This window comes from Streptomyces sp. ISL-10 (assembly GCF_018614575.1).
Taxonomy (GTDB): domain Bacteria; phylum Actinomycetota; class Actinomycetes; order Streptomycetales; family Streptomycetaceae; genus Streptomyces.
In genome coordinates this window covers 26167-44396 of record NZ_JAGGOJ010000018.1, presented here as the reverse complement: position 1 = coordinate 44396, position 18230 = coordinate 26167, and the positions used below count along the sequence as shown (strand labels likewise).

General features: G+C 71.6%; 15 protein-coding genes. 14 read left to right on the top strand and 1 reads right to left on the bottom strand.

Features of this window, described 5'->3' with window-relative positions; genetic code table 11:
* Positions 1 to 191: 191 nt before the first annotated feature.
* From ssd to J7E88_RS22350, 7 genes are all read left to right on the top strand, one after another.
* Complete coding sequence (gene ssd, locus J7E88_RS22380; RefSeq protein WP_215183833.1) at positions 192 to 1295, top strand: septum site-determining protein Ssd; 1104 nt, start codon at positions 192 to 194, stop codon at positions 1293 to 1295.
* Positions 1292 to 2440: a TadA family conjugal transfer-associated ATPase gene (locus J7E88_RS22375; protein ID WP_215183831.1), complete on the top strand. Its 1149-nt coding sequence runs from the start codon at positions 1292 to 1294 to the stop codon at positions 2438 to 2440. Before ssd ends, J7E88_RS22375 begins: the two co-directional genes overlap by 4 nt.
* 14 nt (positions 2441 to 2454) lie before the next feature.
* A complete protein-coding gene (locus J7E88_RS22370; RefSeq protein ID WP_215184114.1) occupies positions 2455 to 3288 on the top strand; it encodes a type II secretion system F family protein in 834 nt (277 codons plus the stop codon).
* Positions 3285 to 4076: a type II secretion system F family protein gene (locus tag J7E88_RS22365; RefSeq protein WP_215183829.1), complete on the top strand. Its 792-nt coding sequence runs from the start codon at positions 3285 to 3287 to the stop codon at positions 4074 to 4076. Before J7E88_RS22370 ends, J7E88_RS22365 begins: the two co-directional genes overlap by 4 nt.
* Positions 4077 to 4175: 99 nt before the next feature.
* Complete coding sequence (locus tag J7E88_RS22360) at positions 4176 to 4421, top strand: DUF4244 domain-containing protein (protein ID WP_374196311.1); 246 nt, start codon at positions 4176 to 4178, stop codon at positions 4419 to 4421.
* Positions 4408 to 4944 carry a TadE family type IV pilus minor pilin gene (locus J7E88_RS22355; RefSeq protein ID WP_215183825.1) on the top strand — a complete coding sequence of 179 codons (537 nt, stop codon included), beginning with the start codon at positions 4408 to 4410 and terminating at the stop codon, positions 4942 to 4944. Before J7E88_RS22360 ends, J7E88_RS22355 begins: the two co-directional genes overlap by 14 nt.
* Positions 4941 to 5351: an Rv3654c family TadE-like protein gene (locus tag J7E88_RS22350; RefSeq protein ID WP_215183823.1), complete on the top strand. Its 411-nt coding sequence runs from the start codon at positions 4941 to 4943 to the stop codon at positions 5349 to 5351. The genes J7E88_RS22355 and J7E88_RS22350 overlap by 4 nt, the downstream gene beginning before the upstream one ends.
* On the opposite strand, the gene J7E88_RS22345 is transcribed toward J7E88_RS22350, so the two are convergent.
* The gene (locus J7E88_RS22345; RefSeq protein WP_251023034.1) at positions 5242 to 7770 is read right to left on the bottom strand and encodes a DEAD/DEAH box helicase; all 2529 of its coding nucleotides are present in this window, start codon (positions 7768 to 7770) and stop codon (positions 5242 to 5244) included. The two genes, J7E88_RS22350 and J7E88_RS22345, sit on opposite strands and share 110 nt — an antisense overlap.
* A gap of 80 nt (positions 7771 to 7850) precedes the next feature.
* Between J7E88_RS22345 and bldG the strand changes: the two genes are divergently transcribed.
* The 7 genes from bldG to topA all read left to right on the top strand — a co-directional run bounded on the left by bldG (position 7851) and on the right by topA (position 17982).
* Positions 7851 to 8204, top strand: coding sequence for an anti-sigma factor antagonist BldG (gene bldG, locus J7E88_RS22340; RefSeq protein WP_093799810.1), 354 nt, complete (start codon positions 7851 to 7853; stop codon positions 8202 to 8204).
* Between the two features lie 93 nt (positions 8205 to 8297).
* Positions 8298 to 8750, top strand: coding sequence for an ATP-binding protein (locus J7E88_RS22335; protein WP_215183820.1), 453 nt, complete (start codon positions 8298 to 8300; stop codon positions 8748 to 8750).
* Between the two features lie 668 nt (positions 8751 to 9418).
* Positions 9419 to 11827 carry a sodium-translocating pyrophosphatase gene (locus J7E88_RS22330; RefSeq protein ID WP_215183818.1) on the top strand — a complete coding sequence of 803 codons (2409 nt, stop codon included), beginning with the start codon at positions 9419 to 9421 and terminating at the stop codon, positions 11825 to 11827.
* A gap of 188 nt (positions 11828 to 12015) precedes the next feature.
* Positions 12016 to 12603: a small secreted protein gene (locus J7E88_RS22325; protein WP_215183816.1), complete on the top strand. Its 588-nt coding sequence runs from the start codon at positions 12016 to 12018 to the stop codon at positions 12601 to 12603.
* Positions 12604 to 12834: 231 nt separating this feature from the next.
* Positions 12835 to 14409 carry a methyltransferase gene (locus tag J7E88_RS22320; protein WP_215183814.1) on the top strand — a complete coding sequence of 525 codons (1575 nt, stop codon included), beginning with the start codon at positions 12835 to 12837 and terminating at the stop codon, positions 14407 to 14409.
* Between the two features lie 280 nt (positions 14410 to 14689).
* Positions 14690 to 14887 (top strand): hypothetical protein, encoded by a 198-nt coding sequence (locus J7E88_RS22315; protein ID WP_215183812.1) that lies wholly within the window; start codon positions 14690 to 14692, stop codon positions 14885 to 14887.
* A 224-nt stretch (positions 14888 to 15111) separates the two neighbouring features.
* Positions 15112 to 17982 (top strand): type I DNA topoisomerase, encoded by a 2871-nt coding sequence (gene topA, locus J7E88_RS22310; protein ID WP_215183810.1) that lies wholly within the window; start codon positions 15112 to 15114, stop codon positions 17980 to 17982.
* Positions 17983 to 18230 lie beyond the last annotated feature (248 nt).

The following is an 18230-nucleotide window of genomic DNA, read 5'->3' as shown; positions in this document are numbered from 1 at the left end:
GCGGAAACTTTCGAAGGCTCACCGGTATGGGCTACGGGGATATTCACAAGTGGCCGGTTGTCCACAGTTTTTCGGCAAGATCCACACGATTTTTCAGCGGGTTGCACCGTGATTCCAGCCGCGAAGTTCGTGGCTGGAAGGAATCACGGATCTCGCCACCGGGCGAGATCGCTGGAAGAGGGGTGGAGATCGTGGCCGGATCCATCACATCGGACCGTCCCCGTGCTGCCGAGGGGCGGCGCGAAGGACCGCTGATCGTCACCGAGGACGCCGATCTGCTCGACGACCTTCTGCGGTTGTGCGCCGCGGCGGGGGCCGAGCCCGACGTCCACCACACGGTGCCCGAACGCAGGGGTGCCTGGGAGGGCGCTCCCCTGGTCCTCGTCGGGGACGACGCGGCCGAGCGGTGCCGCGGGGCCACCCGTCGGCGCGGAGTGCTGCTCGTGGGCCGTGACCAGGACGACCCGGACGTCTGGCGGCGGGCCGTGGAGATCGGGGCCGACAGCGTCCTGCGCCTGCCGGACGCGGAGAGCTGGCTCGTCGACCGGATCGCGGACGTCGCCGAGGGCGTCGGACGGCAGGCACTGACCGTGGGAGTCATCGGCGGCCGGGGTGGCGCCGGGGCGTCGACGCTGGCCTGTGCCCTCGCCGTGACGGCCGCCCGCGCCGGCCGGAGGACCATGCTCGTCGACGGGGACCCGCTCGGCGGTGGCCTCGACGTCCTGCTCGGCGGCGAGCAGACCGAAGGCCGTCGATGGCCTGATTTCGCCGCTTCGAAGGGTCGTGTCGCGGGCGGGGCGCTGGAGGAGTCGCTGCCGGAGCTGCACCAGCTGCGGGTGTTGAGCTGGGACCGCGGCGATTCCGTCGTCGTCCCGCCGGAGGCGATGAGGTCGGTGCTGGCGGCGGCGCGCAGGCGGGGCGGCGTGGTCGTCGTCGACCTGCCGCGCCGCGTCGACGAGGGCGTGGCCGAGGCACTGGCCCAGCTGGATCTGGGGCTGCTGGTCGTCCCCGGCGAACTGCGCGCGGTCGCCGCGGCGAACCGGGTCGCGTCGGTAGTGGGCATGGTCCTCACGGACCTGCGCGTGGTGGTCCGCGGCCCGTACGCCTCGGGCCTGGACGAGCAGTGGGTGGCGGCCGCCCTCGGCCTGCCACTCGCGGGCGAACTACCCGTCGAGGCCGGGCTGCCGGCGGCCCAGGACGGCGGAGCGCCGCCGGGCGCGGGCGGGCGGGGGCCGCTGGCCAGGTTCTGCACGGCCTTCTGGGAGCAGGCGCTGGCCGGGGAGACGGTCTCATGAGCACAGGACTGCTGGAGGCCGTACGGCAGCGGCTGGCCGAGAGCGGCGCCGAGCCGACACCGGCCAGGGTGGCGGCAGCCCTTCGGGCGCAGGGACGGCTGCTGGGCGACGCCGAAGTGCTGGGCGGCACCGAGAAGTTACGGGGCGAGCTGGTGGGCACGGGCCCGCTGGAGCCCTTGCTGTCCGACCCGTCGGTCACCGATGTGCTGGTCTCCGCACCGGACCGGGTGTGGGTGGACCGGGGCAGGGGCCTGGAGCTCACGGAGGTGACATTCCCCGACGCCGCCTCGGTGCGCAGACTGGCGCAGCGGCTCGCGGCGGTGGCGGAGCGCAGGCTGGACGACGCCCGGCCCTGGGTGGACGCACGGCTGCCGGACGGGACGCGGATGCATGCCGTGATTCCACCGGTGGCGGTTGGCTCCACGTGCCTGTCGCTGCGGGTGGTGCGGCCACGGGCCTTCTCGGTGCGTGAGCTCGTCGCGGCGGGGACGGTTCCGCCGGACGGCGAGCGCGTGCTGCGAGCGCTGATCGCGGCCCGGCTCTCCTTTCTGATCAGCGGTGGGACCGGTTCGGGCAAGACGACCCTCCTGAGCAGCCTGCTGGGGCTGGTGGGCGACCGGGAGCGCATTGTGCTCGCCGAGGACTCGGCGGAGTTGAGGCCCGACCATCCCCATGTGGTGCGTCTCGAATCGCGTACCGCCAATCAGGAGGGCGCGGGGCGGGTGACCCTGCGGGACCTGGTCCGGCAGGCCCTGCGCATGCGGCCCGACCGGCTGGTCGTCGGAGAGGTCCGGGGCGCCGAGGTCACCGAACTGCTGGCCGCGCTCAACACGGGGCACGAAGGCGGCTGCGGCACCGTGCACGCCAACGCCGCGGCGGACGTGCCGGCGCGGCTGGAGGCGCTGGGGACTGCGGCGGGGCTCGACCGGGCGGCGCTGCACAGCCAGTTGGCCGCGGCCTTGTCCGTCGTCGTCCATCTCGCGCGTGACGCCGGCGGACAGCGCCGCATCGCCGAGGTACATGTGCTGGAGCGGGACAAGGCCGGTCTGGTGGTGACGGTCCCGGCGCTGAAGTGGGGCGCGGAGGCGTTCACGCGTGAGGACGGCTGGGCACGGCTGCGTGCCTTGATCGGGGAGGCGCTGTGAGGGCGGCCGAGTCGATGTGCGCGGCGGCGGTCTGCGCCGGCGCCGCCGCCTGGCTGATCACCGGCCAGGACCAGGGCCTGCGCCGTGCGCGACTGCTTCTCGCGGACGGCGGGGCCGTGGCCGGGCCGCCGTGGTGGTCGTGGGAGCGGGTACTGCTCGCGGTGCGGCCGCGCAGGGAGTGGCTGTGCCTGCCTGCGGCGCTGGTGGTCGCCGTGCTGGGGAAATCCGTCGTCCCGCTCGTCGTGGGGGCCGTGGCGGTGCCGTTGGTACGGCGCCGGTTGCAGGCCCGGCAGCGCAGGAGCGAGAAGGACCACAGGGCCGAGGGGGTGGTCGCGCTGTGCGGCGCGGTTGCGGGGGAACTGCGGGCCGGACTGCAGCCAGGGCAGGCGCTGTTGTTCGGCGCCCGGGAGACGAAGGCGCTCGGTGAGGGGGAGGCCGCCGTCCTGGCGGCGGCGCGGTTCGGCGGCGACGTGGCCGACGCCCTCAGGGCCGCGGCACGGCAACCCGGTGCGGAGGGCCTGGCCGGGCTCGCCGCCTGCTGGCGGGTGGCGGTGGACAGCGGTGCGGGCCTGGCTGCCGGACTGGACCGGCTGGAGGCGGCGCTGCGGGCGGAGCGGGACCAACGGAAGGATCTCGCCTCACAGTTGGCCGGCGCGTGGTCGACCGTAATGCTTCTCGCACTGCTGCCCGTCGCCGGGCTCGGGATGGGCTGGGCACTCGGGGCGGACCCGCTGGCGGTCTTGTTCCACACGTCGGGCGGTATCGCCTGTCTGGTGGCCGGAGGACTGCTGGAGGCAGCCGGCCTGTTCTGGGCGGGCCGGATCGTACGGGCGGGTGAGGAGGCATGAGCCCGGAGTTCGTCCACAGGCTGGGGGCGGTGCTGGCCGGTCTCGCGGCGGTGACGTGCGTGGGCTCGGTGATCGCGGCGCACCGCCGTGGCAGGGCGGTGCGCACCCGTATCGAGGCGCTGCTGTCGGTGGAGCGCGAACAGCGCCGCAGCAAAGCAGAGTTGGCGGGCAGGGCAAAGCAATGGGCGGCACCGTTCGGTGCCGCGGCCCTCTGCTACGTCCTGATCGGCGGAGTGGCCGGCGGCATCGCGGGGATCGTGTCGGGGGCCGGTGTACGGCACTGGCTCCGACGCCGGGGGCGCCTCGCGGCGGCGGCCGCTCCAGGGGACGCCGGGGACGGGCACGAAGCAGCGCGTCAACTCCCGCTCGCCGCTGATCTTCTGGCCGCGTGCATCTCGGCCGGCGCGGGGCCGCGTGAGGCGGCGGAAGCCGTGGGCGAGTCGCTGGGCGGGCATCTCGGCGAACGGCTCGCCAGAGCCGGGGCCGAGCTGCGGCTCGGCGGCGAACCGGCCCACGCATGGGGTTGGTTCGGCGGGATTCCGGGTGCCGGACCACTGGCCCGCTGCCTGGAACGCGCCGACCTGACGGGCGCACCGGCGGCGGAGCAGGTGGCACGGCTGGCCGAGAGGCTTCGGGCGGATCGTGCCCGAGCGGTGGCGGCACGCGGGCGGAAGGCACAGGTGCTGATCACGGCACCCGTGGGCCTGTGCTTCCTGCCCGCCTTTCTCGCGGTCGGCGTGGCACCGGTGGTGATCGGACTGGCGAGCGGACTGCTGGCCGCCGACTGACCGCGCCTCCTTCTCTCTGATTTCTCGCTGCTTTCTCAACTGCGTAAACGCACTACGACAACTGGGGGTTGACCCATGTGGAACACGTTGTGGCACCGACTGAGCGGACACCGGTCGGACGTACACCGGTCGGACGGGCATCGACCGCACGGAGGCCGGCTCGGCCGACTGCGCGGCCTGGCAGTCGCGCTGCGCACGGACAAGGGCATGACGACGTCCGAGTACGCGGTGGGGACGATCGCCGCCTGCGGCTTCGCGGCCGTTCTGTACAAGGTCGTCACGAGCGACGCCGTGTCGAAGGGACTCCAGGAGCTGATCGGCAAGGCCCTCGATGCCCACTTCTGAGGGGAGAGGAGAGAGCACGGCCGGGGGCAGCGACCAGGGGTCGGTGACCGCGGAGGCGGCCGTGGCGGTTCCCGCTCTGGTGGTGTTCGCCATGGCCCTCGTCTGGGCGTTGATGGCCGCGTCCGCGCAGATCCAGTGCGTGGACGCGGCACGGGCCGGAGCTCGGGCGGCGGCCAGGTCCGAACCGCGTGCGGCGGCGGTCGCCGCCGCACGCTCCGCGGCGCCGTTCGGAGCGCGGGTGACTCTGGCCAGGGCAGGCGACCTGTGGCGGGTACGGGTGGAAGCGGATGCCCCCGGCCCAGGTGGGCTGGGGCTCACCTTGAGCGCGGAGGCGGCGGCCCTGGCCGAGGGCACGGTGGGCGCGGGCGCGGAGGCGGCCTCGGCCGAGCGTGCCGGTGGCCCGGAAGATGCCGTGTTCGGGGGCGCGGCAGCCGCCCAGTCCGGCGGGGCCGAGATGAGTGTCGTGCGGGCCTCGGCTCGCACGACAGTCGCCGTGCCCGCCGCCCTGGCGGTGGCGCCATGAACCGGGACCAGGGATCGGCCACCGTCTGGGTGGCCTCCGCCACCACGGTGCTGTGCGTGGTCTTCGCGATCGTGCTGGCGATGGGCCAGGCGGTCGTGGCACGTCATCGCGCGGGGGCGGCTGCCGATTTGGCGGCCCTCGCGGCGGCCGACCATGCCCTGAGCGGCCGGGACGAGGCATGCGCCAAGGCTGCCGAGGTGGCCCGGGCGCAGGCTGCGGAGATCGCCCGCTGCGTGGTGACGGGCGAGATCGCCGATGTGATCGCCCGCTCCCGCTTCGGACCGTACGCGCCCCAGGTCAGGTCGAGGGCGGGGCCGCCCGACCCGGCTCAGGCCCCTCCGCAGCTGCGGCCGAGGGCTCCTGCTCCTCCGGCACTTGGGCAGGGGCGTTCCGGAGCAGTTCCGTGAGCAGACGGACCGCGCCGCGCTTGTGCAGCGGGTCGTTGCCGTTGCCGCACTTGGGCGACTGAATGCACGAGGGACAGCCCGCCTCGCACTCGCAGGACGCGATGGCCTCACGGGTTGCGGTCAGCCAATCACGGGCCGTGTGAAAGGCGCGCTCGGCGAAGCCCGCGCCGCCGGGGTGCCCGTCGTACACGAAGACTGTCGGGAGCAGCGTGTCGGGATGGAGCGGGACGGACACGCCGCCGATGTCCCAGCGATCGCAAGTGGCGAACAGCGGCAGCATGCCGATCGAGGCGTGCTCGGCGGCGTGGAGGGCTCCGCCGAGCTGTTCCGGTCCGACCCGTGCGGCCTCGAGCTGGTCCTCCGTGACCGTCCACCACACAGCCCGGGTGCGCAGGGTGCGCGGCGGGAGGTCGAGTTTCGACTCGCCGAGCACCTCTCCGGTGACGACCCTGCGGCGGAGGAAGGAGACGACCTGGTTGGTGACTTCGACGGAGCCGTAGCACAGGCGCCCGTCGCCCCAGGGGACGTCGATGTCGGTGTCGAGGACGGAGATGGCGGTGGTGTCGCGTGCGGTGGTCGAGTACGGCGGGTTGGCCTCCTCGACCAGGGCGACGGAGTCCTCCAGGTCGAGCTGCTTGACCAAGTAGGTGCGGCCCTGGTGCAGATGGACGGCACCGTCGTGGACGGCCGTGTGGGCGGCGGCCTCGTCGACCGTGCCGAGCAGGCGGCCGCTGGCAGCCTCGACGATCTGGACGGGCCGTCCGCCTCCGCCCCGGATGTCGGTGAGATCGCAGGCCCGCTCGCGCCGTGTCCAGTGCCAGCCGGAGGCCCGGCGACGCAGGAGCCTGGCGCTCTCCAGCTGGGGCATCAGGTCCGCGCAGGCGGGACCGAAGAGTTCCAGATCGGCTTCGGTGAGCGGGAGTTCGGCAGCGGCCGCGCACAGGTGGGGCGCGAGGACGTACGGGTTGTCGGGGTCCAGGACGGTGGACTCCACCGGCCGTCGGAACAGCGCCTCGGGGTGATGGACGAGGTAGGTGTCCAGCGGGTCGTCGCGGGCGACGAGGACGGCGAGGGCGCCCTGGCCGGAGCGTCCCGCCCGGCCGGCCTGCTGCCACAGGGATGCGCGGGTCCCCGGGTAACCGGCGATCACGACCGCGTCGAGTCCGGAAACGTCGACGCCGAGTTCGAGGGCGGTGGTGGCGGCGAGGCCGAGGAGTTCACCGGAGTGCAGGGCGCGTTCCAGGGCGCGGCGTTCCTCGGGGAGGTACCCGCCGCGATAGGCGGCGACGCGCCGCGGCAGCGAGCGGTCCACCTCGGCGAGGCGCTCCTTGGTGATCAAGGAGATCAGCTCGGCCCCGCGGCGGGATCGTACGAAGGCGACGCTGCGCACACCCTGCACGGTCAGATCGGTCAGGAGGTCGGCGGTCTCGGCGGTCGCGGTGCGGCGCACCGGGGCGCCCCTCTCGCCGTGGAGCTCGGTGAGCGGCGGCTCCCAGAGGGCGAAGACGAGCTCGCCGCGGGGTGAGGCGTCGTCGGCGACCTCCTTCACGGGCAGGCCGGTGAGGCGGCCTGCGGCCACGGCAGGGGCCGCGGCGGTGGCGGAGGCCAGGAGGAAAACGGGGTTCGCGCCGTAGCGGGCACACAGGCGGCGGAGGCGGCGCAGCACCTGGGCGACGTGGGAGCCGAAGACGCCCCGGTAGGTGTGGCACTCGTCGATCACGACGTAGCGCAGGGAGCGCAGGAAGGAGGACCAGCGTGCGTGGGACGGGAGTATCCCGCGGTGCAGCATGTCGGGGTTGCTGAGCACGTAGGTGGCGTACTGCCTCACCCACTCGCGTTCTTCGACGGGCGTGTCCCCGTCGTAGACGGCCGGCCGGATGCGGTTGCCCAGGGGCGCGGCGAGCTCTTTGACGGCGCGGAGCTGATCGGCGGCGAGGGCCTTGGTGGGGGCCAGGTACAGGGCGGTGGTGCCCCGGCCGTTCGGGGCCTCGGCACCGTCGAGGAGGGTGCTGAGGACGGGGGCGAGGTAGGCCAGCGACTTGCCCGAGGCGGTGCCCGTCGCGATGACCACGGATTCGCCGTCCAGCGCGTGCTCGGCGGCGGCCGCCTGGTGGGCCCACGGGTGGTCGATGCCCGCCTCCTGCACCGCGTCGATCACTTCCCTGCGGATGCGGTCGGGCCAGACTGCATGCCTGCCCGGTCGCGGGGGCAAGTGCTCCGTATGAGTGATGCGCGCAGCCCGGTTCGCCCCCGTGGCGAGCCGGTCGAGGACCGCACCGGGGGAGGGGCGGGTTTCCCCGCTCTCGGGAGGTCGTCTGGGACGGTGATTCTTGGCCATCGGCACCGAGTGTGTCACTGGCGAGACGGACAATGGTCCCAAGGCGTCGTGCATGGCTGCTGGTAAGTGATTGAATGCCATCGCGGCTGGCGACCGTCCTCCGGCCTCCGTCGGGGAGACCTGAGGGGGCGGCCGCTCGATAGCAAGGTGCTGGAGGATCCGTGGACCTGTCCCTGTCGACTCGCAATGTGTCCGGCCCTGGTGGCGACCGTACGGTCGTCGAGGTCGGTGGCGAGATTGATGTGTATACCGCGCCCAAGCTGCGCGAGCAGTTGGTCGAGTTGGTGAACGACGGCAGCTACCACCTGGTTGTCGACATGGAGGGCGTGGATTTTCTCGACTCCACCGGCCTCGGCGTGCTCGTCGGCGGCCTGAAGCGCGTGCGCGCTCACGAGGGCTCGCTGCGCCTGGTCTGCAACCAGGAGCGCATTCTCAAGATCTTCCGGATCACGGGTCTGACCAAGGTGTTCCCTATCCACACCTCGGTCGACGAAGCCGTCGCGGCGACCGACTGACGGTCGGCCGGAGACTGCCGGAAGCAGTGAGGGGCACCGGGCATCCAGCCCGGGCCCCTGAGAGTCACGCTCGTACGTCCGAGGGGGATCTGCATGGCCACCGTTGAGCTCCGCTTCAGCGCCCAGCCCGAGCACGTCAGGACGGCCCGGCTCGTCGCCGCTGCCGTGGCGCGCAGGGCCGGGGTCGACGAGGCGGTGCTGGACGAGGTCCGCCTCGCCGTCGGCGAGGCCTGCAGCCGCGCGGTCGGGCTGCACCGCAGCCATGGCCTCACGGCGCCCGTGAGGGTCCTGCTGTCCGAGGAGGAGAAGACCTTCTCAATCGAGGTCGGTGACGAGGTCCCCGGCTCGGGCGGCGGTGCGGCCGCGGGCGGGCGCGCCACGGATGGGGAGGCGGCCGACGCCGAGGAGGAGGACGAGATGGGCCTCGCGGTGATCAGCGGCCTCGTCGACGACATGGAGGTCTCGTCGTCCGAGGGTGGCGGCGTGATCCGGATGAGCTGGCCCGCGGCGCCCCCCGCGGCGGCCCCTGACCGAGCGGCGCCCTGACCTGTCGGGCCCGGCCCGCGACGTGGGAGCCCGCCTGTCCGGGCTCGCCCACCCCATGCTCGCCCACCCCATGCTGGCCCACCCCATCCGGGTCTGACAGCCGCTCCAGGCCGGTCTGCCCGGCCTTGTCCGGGGCACCCGCCCCGGTCCGGCCCCTTCTCGCCTCCGTCCGGGCATACACCGCCGTCGGCCCGGCACCCGTCCCGGTCTGCTGACCGACCCGTCAGCCCGTCCGGGCGCGCTGCCCTGCCACGCCGCCCCGGCGCCGGACTCTCGGACCCGAGCCCCGTCGTGACCCGATCGGCCCAGCGCGGGCCGGCCAAAAACGACGAACCAGCCGGGCGGCCGGCGAGCGCCGTGGTGGACCGGACAGATGCGGCGGCCGGCCCGGTGCGCGGGCTTGACGACCGTCCAGATGATCGATCTTTTGGTTCTCCGGTCAATCTCATATGAAAAGGCCCTGCTGAGCAGGGCCTCTTTCACATTTCTAGATCGTCGATCAACGGTCAATGCCTTTGTCCCGTTACTTCTTTCGGGGGCCTTTTCGGAACGCGATCGTTTGCTGAGTAGCGAGTGAAGGTCAATTACATTTACCGCGCCCTGTTTTGATCAGGTTCCGCTACCTACAATCCGTCCACATCTTGGGCTCTGAACGTCAAGGAGGACGAATGGCGGGGCTCTTCAACCCACAAATGACCGATCATCCCACTTCTTACGCAGCCGCGGTACTCACGGACGAAAACCGGATGATCGTGGTGGTCATCGCAGCCGTCGCACTCGCGGCCCTGGCCGTCGCCCAGCTGCTCGTGCGCCAGGTCCTCGCCGCCGGCGAGGGCACCGATTCCATGAAGAAGATCGCGGCAGCCGTTCAGGAAGGCGCGAATGCCTATCTTGCGCGGCAGCTGCGCACCCTCGGCGTGTTCGCCGTGGTGGTGTTCTTCCTGCTCATGCTTCTTCCGGCCGACGACTGGTCGCAGCGTGCAGGGCGCTCGGTGTTCTTCCTGGTGGGCGCGATCTTCTCGGCGGCCACCGGATACATCGGCATGCGCCTCGCCGTGCGCGCCAATGTCCGGGTGGCGGCGGCCGCACGGGAAGCGACCCCGAAGGAAGGAGAGCCGGAAAAGGATCTGACGGCCGTCGCGCACAAGGCCATGAAGATCGCGTTTCGTACGGGCGGCGTGGTCGGCATGTTCACGGTCGGCCTCGGCCTGCTCGGCGCGTCCTGCGTCGTGCTCGTCTACGCGGCCGACGCGCCCAAGGTGCTCGAGGGCTTCGGCCTGGGAGCCGCTCTGATCGCCATGTTCATGCGTGTCGGCGGTGGCATTTTCACCAAGGCGGCCGATGTCGGCGCCGACCTCGTCGGCAAGGTCGAGCAGGGCATCCCCGAGGACGACCCGCGCAACGCCGCGACCATCGCCGACAACGTGGGCGACAACGTCGGCGACTGCGCCGGCATGGCGGCCGACCTCTTCGAGTCGTACGCCGTCACGCTCGTGGCGGCCCTCATCCTCGGCTCGGCGGCCTTCGGTGACGCCGGACTCGCCTTCCCGCTGATTGTCCCGGCGATCGGCGTGGTCACCGCGATGATCGGCATCTTCGCGGTCGCCCCGCGGCGCGCCGACCGCAGCGGGATGACCGCCATCAACCGCGGGTTCTTCATCTCCGCGCTGATCTCGATCGTCCTGGTGGCCGTCGCGGTGTTCGTGTACCTGCCCTCCTCGTACGCCGAGTTGGACGGTGTCGGCGACGCCGCGGTCCGGGCGCACGACGGCGACCCGCGCGTCCTCGCGCTCATCGCCGTCGCCATCGGCATCGTGCTGGCGGCCCTGATCCAGCAGTTGACGGGCTACTTCACCGAGACCACCCGGCGTCCCGTCCGGGACATCGGCAAGTCGTCGCTCACCGGCCCCGCCACCGTCGTCCTGGCGGGCATCTCGATCGGCCTCGAATCGGCCGTCTACACCGCCTTGTTGATCGGCCTCGGTGTGTACGGGGCGTTCCTGCTCGGCGGTACGTCGATCATGCTCGCCCTGTTCGCGGTGGCGCTGGCCGGCACCGGCCTGCTCACCACGGTCGGCGTCATCGTCGCGATGGACACCTTCGGGCCGGTCTCCGACAACGCCCAGGGCATCGCGGAGATGTCCGGCGACGTCAGGGGCGCGGGCGCGCAGGTCCTCACCGATCTGGACGCCGTCGGCAACACGACCAAGGCCATCACCAAGGGCATCGCCATCGCCACGGCCGTGCTCGCCGCCGCCGCGCTCTTCGGCTCCTACCGCGACGCCATCTCGACCGCGGCCAGGGAGGTCGGCGAGAGGCTGGGTGACGGTGCCCCGATGAACCTGGTCATGGACATCTCCCAGCCCAACAACCTGGTGGGTCTGATCCTGGGGGCCGCGGTCGTCTTCCTCTTCTCCGGACTGGCGATCAACGCGGTGTCCCGCTCGGCGGGCGCCGTGGTCTACGAGGTGCGGAGGCAGTTCCGCGAGCACCCGGGGATCATGGACTACTCGGAGAAGCCGGAATACGGCCGCGTCGTGGACATCTGCACCAAGGATGCGCTCCGGGAGCTGGCGACTCCGGGTCTGCTCGCCGTGATGACGCCGATCGCGGTCGGCTTCTCGCTCGGCGTCGGCGCGCTCGGGGCGTTCCTGGCCGGCGCGATCGGCACCGGCACGCTCATGGCCGTCTTCCTCGCCAACTCCGGTGGCGCCTGGGACAACGCCAAGAAGCTCGTCGAGGACGGTCACCACGGCGGCAAGGGCAGTGAGGCCCATGCCGCGACGGTGATCGGTGACACGGTCGGCGACCCGTTCAAGGACACGGCCGGTCCGGCGATCAACCCGCTGCTGAAGGTGATGAACCTGGTGGCGCTGCTCATCGCGCCGGCGGTCGTCCAGTTCAGCTACGGGGACGACTCCAGCGTCGGCGTCCGCGCGGTGGTGGCCGTGATCGCCATGCTGGTCATCGTGGGTGCCGTGTACATCTCCAAGAGGCGCGGCATCGCCGTGGGCGACGACGAGGAGGGCGCGGCCGAACGCAGCACCAAGTCGCCCGATCCGGCGGTGGTTTCCTGATAGTTGCTCAATGCACGGGCGGGCGGCGCGGACTGACGCGGCGCCCGCCCGTTCGCGCGTGCGGGTGAGTCATGTCTCCCTTGGTGCAAATGGCTTCATAGGTGATGAATCGGGCACACGACACGCGTTTGTCGCCCACTTGGCGTGTATGTTCCGGGGCCGAGAGAGCCTTGGAAGGGACCAATCCGGTGAACAAGAAGCTTGCGGCCGCACTGTCCGGCGGTGCGGTACTGGTACTGGCGCTGTCGGGATGCGGGGACGACAGCGAGGAGAAGGCGAACGCCTGGGCCAAGAAGGTCTGTGACCAGGCACAGCCGCAGATCCAGAAGAGGGCGAACGCCCAGCAGGCCATCATCTCGACGGCCGCTGACGGCAAGCCCGCCGACATCCAGGCAGCCGACTCCAAGGCGTTCGCGGACATCGCCGCCGCGGACAAGGCACTTGCCAAGGCCGTCAGGGACGCCGGCGTACCGCCGGTGGACAACGGCGAGAAGCTCCGTACGGACGCGGTGAACGAACTCGAGGCCACCGCCACGGAATACCTGGCGCTCAAGAAGAAGGTCGACGACCTCGACCCCAAGGACCAGCAGAAGTTCGCCGACGGCCTCCAGGAGGTGGCGGACGGCCTGAAGAAGATCGAGCGCATGGACCAGGCCGCGCTGGCCAAGCTGCAGTCCGGTGAGTTGGGCAAGGCCATGGCGAAGCAGCCGGGCTGCCAGAGGGCCAAGACGTCGAGCCCCGCGTCGGGTGCGTCCGCGTCCCCGAGCAAGGCGTGACCACCGGAGCCTCGGCGCACGGCAACGCGGCTGCCTGAGGCCCCACTCGGCCGGCGTGTGGGACAAGTCGGGCCCCGGCGGCCCGCGTCGCGACCATGCCGAGTCAGGCCCGGCTCGGCCATCCCGCCCAGCTCGGCCATCCCGCCCGGGCCGGCCATCCCGCCCGGCCCGCCTGTGCCGTCCGGGCCGGGCGGTGCGGCGATTGTCAGTGGCGGCCGCCACAATGGGTTCGTGAGTACGACCAGTCTTCCCGCGCCCGATCACGCTCCCCGGCTTCGTGACGCCTTCCTTGCCGCCGGGTTCACCGCCGATGGTCTTCTCGACCTGCTCGGAGCCCCTGCGTACGCGGCGCTCGCGCGCAGCGAGACCGTTCCCGCCCTGCGCGCCACCCGCGGGGACACCGCGCTGGAGACGCTCGTCCGGCTGTTCCTGCTGCAGCGGCCCGTGGCGTACGGGCGGGCACGTGCCGCGCTGCCGATCGAGGAGTGCCTGGCGGACGGCTGGGTGCTGCGCGACGGGGACGAGGTCCGGGCCACTGTTGACGTCCGGCCGTACGGGGGGCCGCAGGGACAGGACTGGTTCATCGTGGCCGACCTGGGCTGCGCTGTCGGCGGCGCGGGCGGTGCGGGGGGACAGGGCGAGGGGGTCGTCCTCGGCGTCGGCGGCGCCTCCACCACGCTCGCCGGCATCACCGTGCGGATGCCCGTCGATTCCGCACTCGACGTGGGCACGGGATCCGGCATCCAGGCGCTGCACGCCGCGCAGCACGCGACGCGGGTCACGGCCACGGACCTCAATCCGCGCGCCCTGCACTTCACACGCCTCACTCTCGCCCTGTCCGGCGCGCAGGAGGCGGATCTGCGGGAGGGCTCGCTGTTCGAGCCGGTCGCCTCGGACACGTTCGACCTGATCGTGTCCAACCCGCCCTTCGTCATCTCCCCCGGCGCCAGGCTGACCTACCGGGACGGCGGGATGGGCGGGGACGATCTGTGCCGCTCGCTTGTCCAGCAGGCGGGCGACAGGCTGAACGAGGGCGGCTTCGCCCAGTTCCTCGCCAACTGGCAGCACGTGGAGGGGGAGGACTGGCAGGAGCGGCTGCGCTCCTGGGTGCCGCGCGGCTGCGACGCCTGGATCATCCAGCGCGAAGTGCAGGACATCACGCAGTACGCGGAGCTGTGGCTGCGCGACAGCGGCGACCATCGCAGCGATCCCGCGCGGTACGCGGCGCGGTACGACGCATGGCTGGACGAGTTCGAGGCGCGCAAGACCAAGGCGGTCGGCTTCGGGTGGATCACGCTTCGCAGGTCCGGTGCGGACCGGCCGTCGATCGTGACGGAGGAGTGGCCGCACCCGGTCGAGCAGCCGCTCGGCGATGCCGTGCGCGCGCATTTCGACCGGCAGGACTATCTGCGCACCCACGACGACGCGGCGCTGCTCTCCGACCGGTTCAGGCTGGCGCCGGAGGTGGTGCAGGAGCAGGTCGGGCTGCCGGGTGCCGAGGATCCGGAGCACGTGGTCCTGCGCCAGAACCGGGGCATGCGGCGGGCGACCAAGGTGGACACCGTCGGCGCGGGGTTCGCGGGGGTGTGCGACGGGACGCTGAGCGCCGGACGGATTCTGGACGCCATCGCCCAGCTGATCGACGAGGACCCGGTGCTGCTGCGTGACCGCACGCCGCAGGCGCTGCGACTTCTGGTGGAAGAGGGCTTCCTCGAACCGGCCGATGTGATCGATCCGACCGATCCCGCCACGACGGCCGATCCGATGGATCCGACCCGGCCGGGCAGTCCGGGCACGACGGCCTAGGGACCCGCACGGTTCACGCCGCTCACCGCGGGAGAACCGGCCAATGTTCGGTCAGCGGCTTCTCCCGGGACCGGGCCGCCCCGGCTCCGGACCGTCCCCACCTGAAGAAGGCGCGCCCGCCACCACAAAGAAGAGGAGCGGGCTCCTCCCAAAAAAGTTGCCGACGCGACCGCGTGGGTGAACCCACGCGCCGTTCACCCGGAATTCGCGCGGCCGACGCCCGGGGGTGGCAGCCTCTGCATCCGACAGCCATGGCACCAGGGAAGGACCGGGTACGGGCATGGAGAGCGGGCCAGCGATCTTCGCCGGGACGGCATTCGCGCTGTTCGGAGCCGGGCTGCTGCTGTGGACGGGGACACGGCTCGCACACCGCGCACCCGTCGCGCACGGAGTGAGCCCCGCCACGGCCACCGCCTCCGGGATCCTCTTCGGCGCGGCCTTCCTCGCGCTCGGGGTGTGGTGCTTCGCACGTATCTGAAGCGGCGCACAGGCGAAGACGTGCCGGTCCGGGCGGCAGAAAAGGCTGGAGTCGGGTTACCGTTCGAGTGGCCGTTGCGGTCTTTTGCCGTTTGACACGGGGGCGGGTTGTACCGTCACACTCCGCAGCGACAGCAGCGCCACAGCAGTGCCCTAACGCTGGCAGTACCGCGTACCGCACCGCCGTGAGCGCCCATCGAATGTCGACCGGAGAGAAGAGCGAAGTTGTCCCCGACCAGCGAGACCGCACAGGGCGGCCGCCGACTCGTGATCGTCGAGTCGCCTGCCAAGGCGAAGACGATCAAGGGCTATCTCGGCCCCGGCTATGTCGTCGAGGCGAGCGTCGGGCACATCCGCGACCTGCCGAACGGTGCCGCCGAGGTGCCGGAGAAGTACACCGGCGAGGTGCGCCGGCTCGGCGTCGACGTCGAGCACGATTTCCAGCCGATCTACGTCGTGAACGCCGACAAGAAGGCCCAGGTCAGGAAGCTCAAGGAGCAGCTCGCCGAGTCCGACGAGCTCTTCCTCGCCACCGATGAGGACCGCGAGGGCGAGGCCATCGCGTGGCACCTGCTCGAGGTCCTCAAGCCCAAGGTCCCCGTCCACCGCATGGTGTTCCACGAGATCACCAAGGACGCGATCCGCGACGCCGTCGCCAACCCGCGCGAGCTCAACAAGCGCATGGTCGACGCCCAGGAGACCCGACGCATCCTCGACCGCCTCTACGGCTACGAGGTCTCGCCGGTCCTGTGGAAGAAGGTCATGCCGCGGCTGTCCGCCGGACGTGTGCAGTCCGTAGCGACCCGGCTCGTCGTCGAGCGGGAGCGCGAGCGCATCGCCTTCCGCTCCGCCGAGTACTGGGACCTGACCGGAACCTTCGCCACCGGCCGCGCCGGGGACACCTCCGACCCTTCGACCCTCACGGCCCGCCTCAACACGGTGAACGGGCAGCGGGTCGCGCAGGGCCGCGACTTCGGTCCGGACGGCCGGCTCAAGAGCGACCAGGTGCTGCACCTCGACGAGGCGAACGCCCGCGCCCTGGCCGCAGCCCTCCAGGACGCGTCCTTCGCGGTGCGTTCCGTCGAGTCCAAGCCCTACCGCCGCTCGCCGTACGCGCCGTTCCGCACGACCACGCTGCAGCAGGAGGCCTCGCGCAAGCTCGGCTTCGGGGCCAAGGCGACGATGCAGGTCGCGCAGAAGCTGTACGAGAACGGCTTCATCACCTACATGCGTACGGACTCCACCACGCTGTCCGACACCGCCGTCGCGGCGGCCCGGGCCCAGGTGACGCAGCTGTACGGCGGCGACTACCTGCCCGACAAGCCCCGCACCTATGCCGGCAAGGTCAAGAACGCGCAGGAGGCGCACGAGGCGATCCGGCCCTCGGGTGACCGTTTCCGCACTCCCGCGGAGACCGGACTGACCGGCGACCAGTTCAGGCTCTACGAGTTGATCTGGAAGCGGACCGTCGCTTCCCAGATGAAGGACGCCGTCGGAAACAGCGTCACGGTGAAGATCGGCGGCCTGGCCTCCGACGGCCGTGACGCCGAGTTCACCGCCTCCGGCAAGACGATCACCTTCCACGGCTTCATGAAGGCATACGTCGAAGGTGCCGACGACCCGAACGCAGAGCTGGACGACCGCGAGCGGCGCCTCCCGCAGGTCACGGAGGGCGACGCCCTGTCCGCCGAGGAGATCTCGGTCGACGGCCACGCCACCAAGCCGCCGGCCCGCTACACCGAGGCGTCGCTGGTCAAGGAGCTGGAAGAGCGCGAGATCGGCCGTCCCTCGACGTACGCCTCGATCATCGGCACGATCCTGGACCGCGGCTACGTCTTCAAGAAGGGCACGGCGCTCGTGCCGTCGTTCCTCTCCTTCGCAGTGGTCAACCTGCTGGAGAAGCACTTCGGCCGGCTCGTCGACTACGACTTCACCGCCAGGATGGAGGACGACCTCGACCGCATCGCGCGGGGCGAGGCGCAGGCCGTGCCGTGGCTGAAGCGCTTCTACTTCGGCGAGGGCGACGCGGCGGGTGCCGCCTCCGAGGCGGGCAACGGCGACGGCGATCACCTCGGTGGCCTCAAGGAGCTGGTGACCGACCTGGGCGCGATCGACGCCCGCGAGATCTCCAGTTTCCCCGTCGGCAACGGCATCGTCCTGCGCGTGGGCCGCTACGGCCCGTACGTCGAGCGCGGCGAGAAGGAGGCGGAGGGCCACCAGCGCGCCGACGTCCCCGAGGACCTCGCTCCCGACGAGCTGACCGTGGAGCACGCGGAGGAGCTGCTCGCCAAGCCGAGCGGTGACTTCGAGCTGGGCACCGACCCGGCGACCGGACACCAGATCATCGCCAAGGACGGCCGCTACGGCCCGTACGTCACCGAGGTGCTGCCCGAGGGCACGCCGAAGACTGGCAAGAACGCGGTCAAGCCGCGTACGGCATCGCTGTTCAAGTCCATGTCGCTGGACACGGTCACGCTCGAGGACGCGCTGAGGCTGATGTCGCTGCCCCGCGTGGTCGGCACCGACGCCGAAGGCGTCGAGATCACCGCGCAGAACGGCCGGTACGGCCCGTATCTGAAGAAGGGCACCGACTCGCGCTCGCTGGAGAACGAGGAGCAGCTGTTCGGCATCACGCTGGAGGAGGCCCTCGCGATCTACGCGCAGCCCAAGCAGCGCGGTCGGGCCGCGGCCAAGCCGCCGTTGAAGGAGCTGGGCACGGACCCGGTCAGTGAGCGCCCGGTCGTCGTCAAGGACGGCCGCTTCGGCCCGTACGTCACCGACGGCGAGACGAACGCGACGCTGCGCACCGGCGACAGCGTCGAGGACATCACGCCGGAGCGCGGGTACGAGCTGCTCGCCGAGAAGCGTGCCAAGGGGCCGGTCAAGAAGAAGACGGCGGCCAAGAAGGCGCCCGCGAAGAAGACCGCGGCCAAGAAGACGGCGGCGAAGAAGACCGCCGCCAAGAAGACCACGGCCGCGAAGAAGACGACGGCGGCGAAGACGACGGCCGCCGCCAAGAAGGCCCCGGCGAAGAAGACCACCACGAAGAAGGCCGCGGCGTCGGCCAACGCGTCGGCGGCTCCGGGCGAGGAGTAGGGAACCGAGGGGCTCCGGGCGTGGAGCCGGGGAAACCGCGGGGGCTCCCGGCGTGGAGCCGGCGAACCGCGGGCTCCGGGCGTGGAGCCGGGGAACCGCGGGGGCGGCCGGGAGGCACTTCCGGTCGCCGGGCCCCGGCCGCCGTGTACCGCCCCCGGTCGCCCCGCCCCGGCCGCAACATACCCGTCCCGGCCCCCCGAACGCCGCGCTCTGTCTCTCTTCTCCGCACGAGAACCTTCACACTCGTG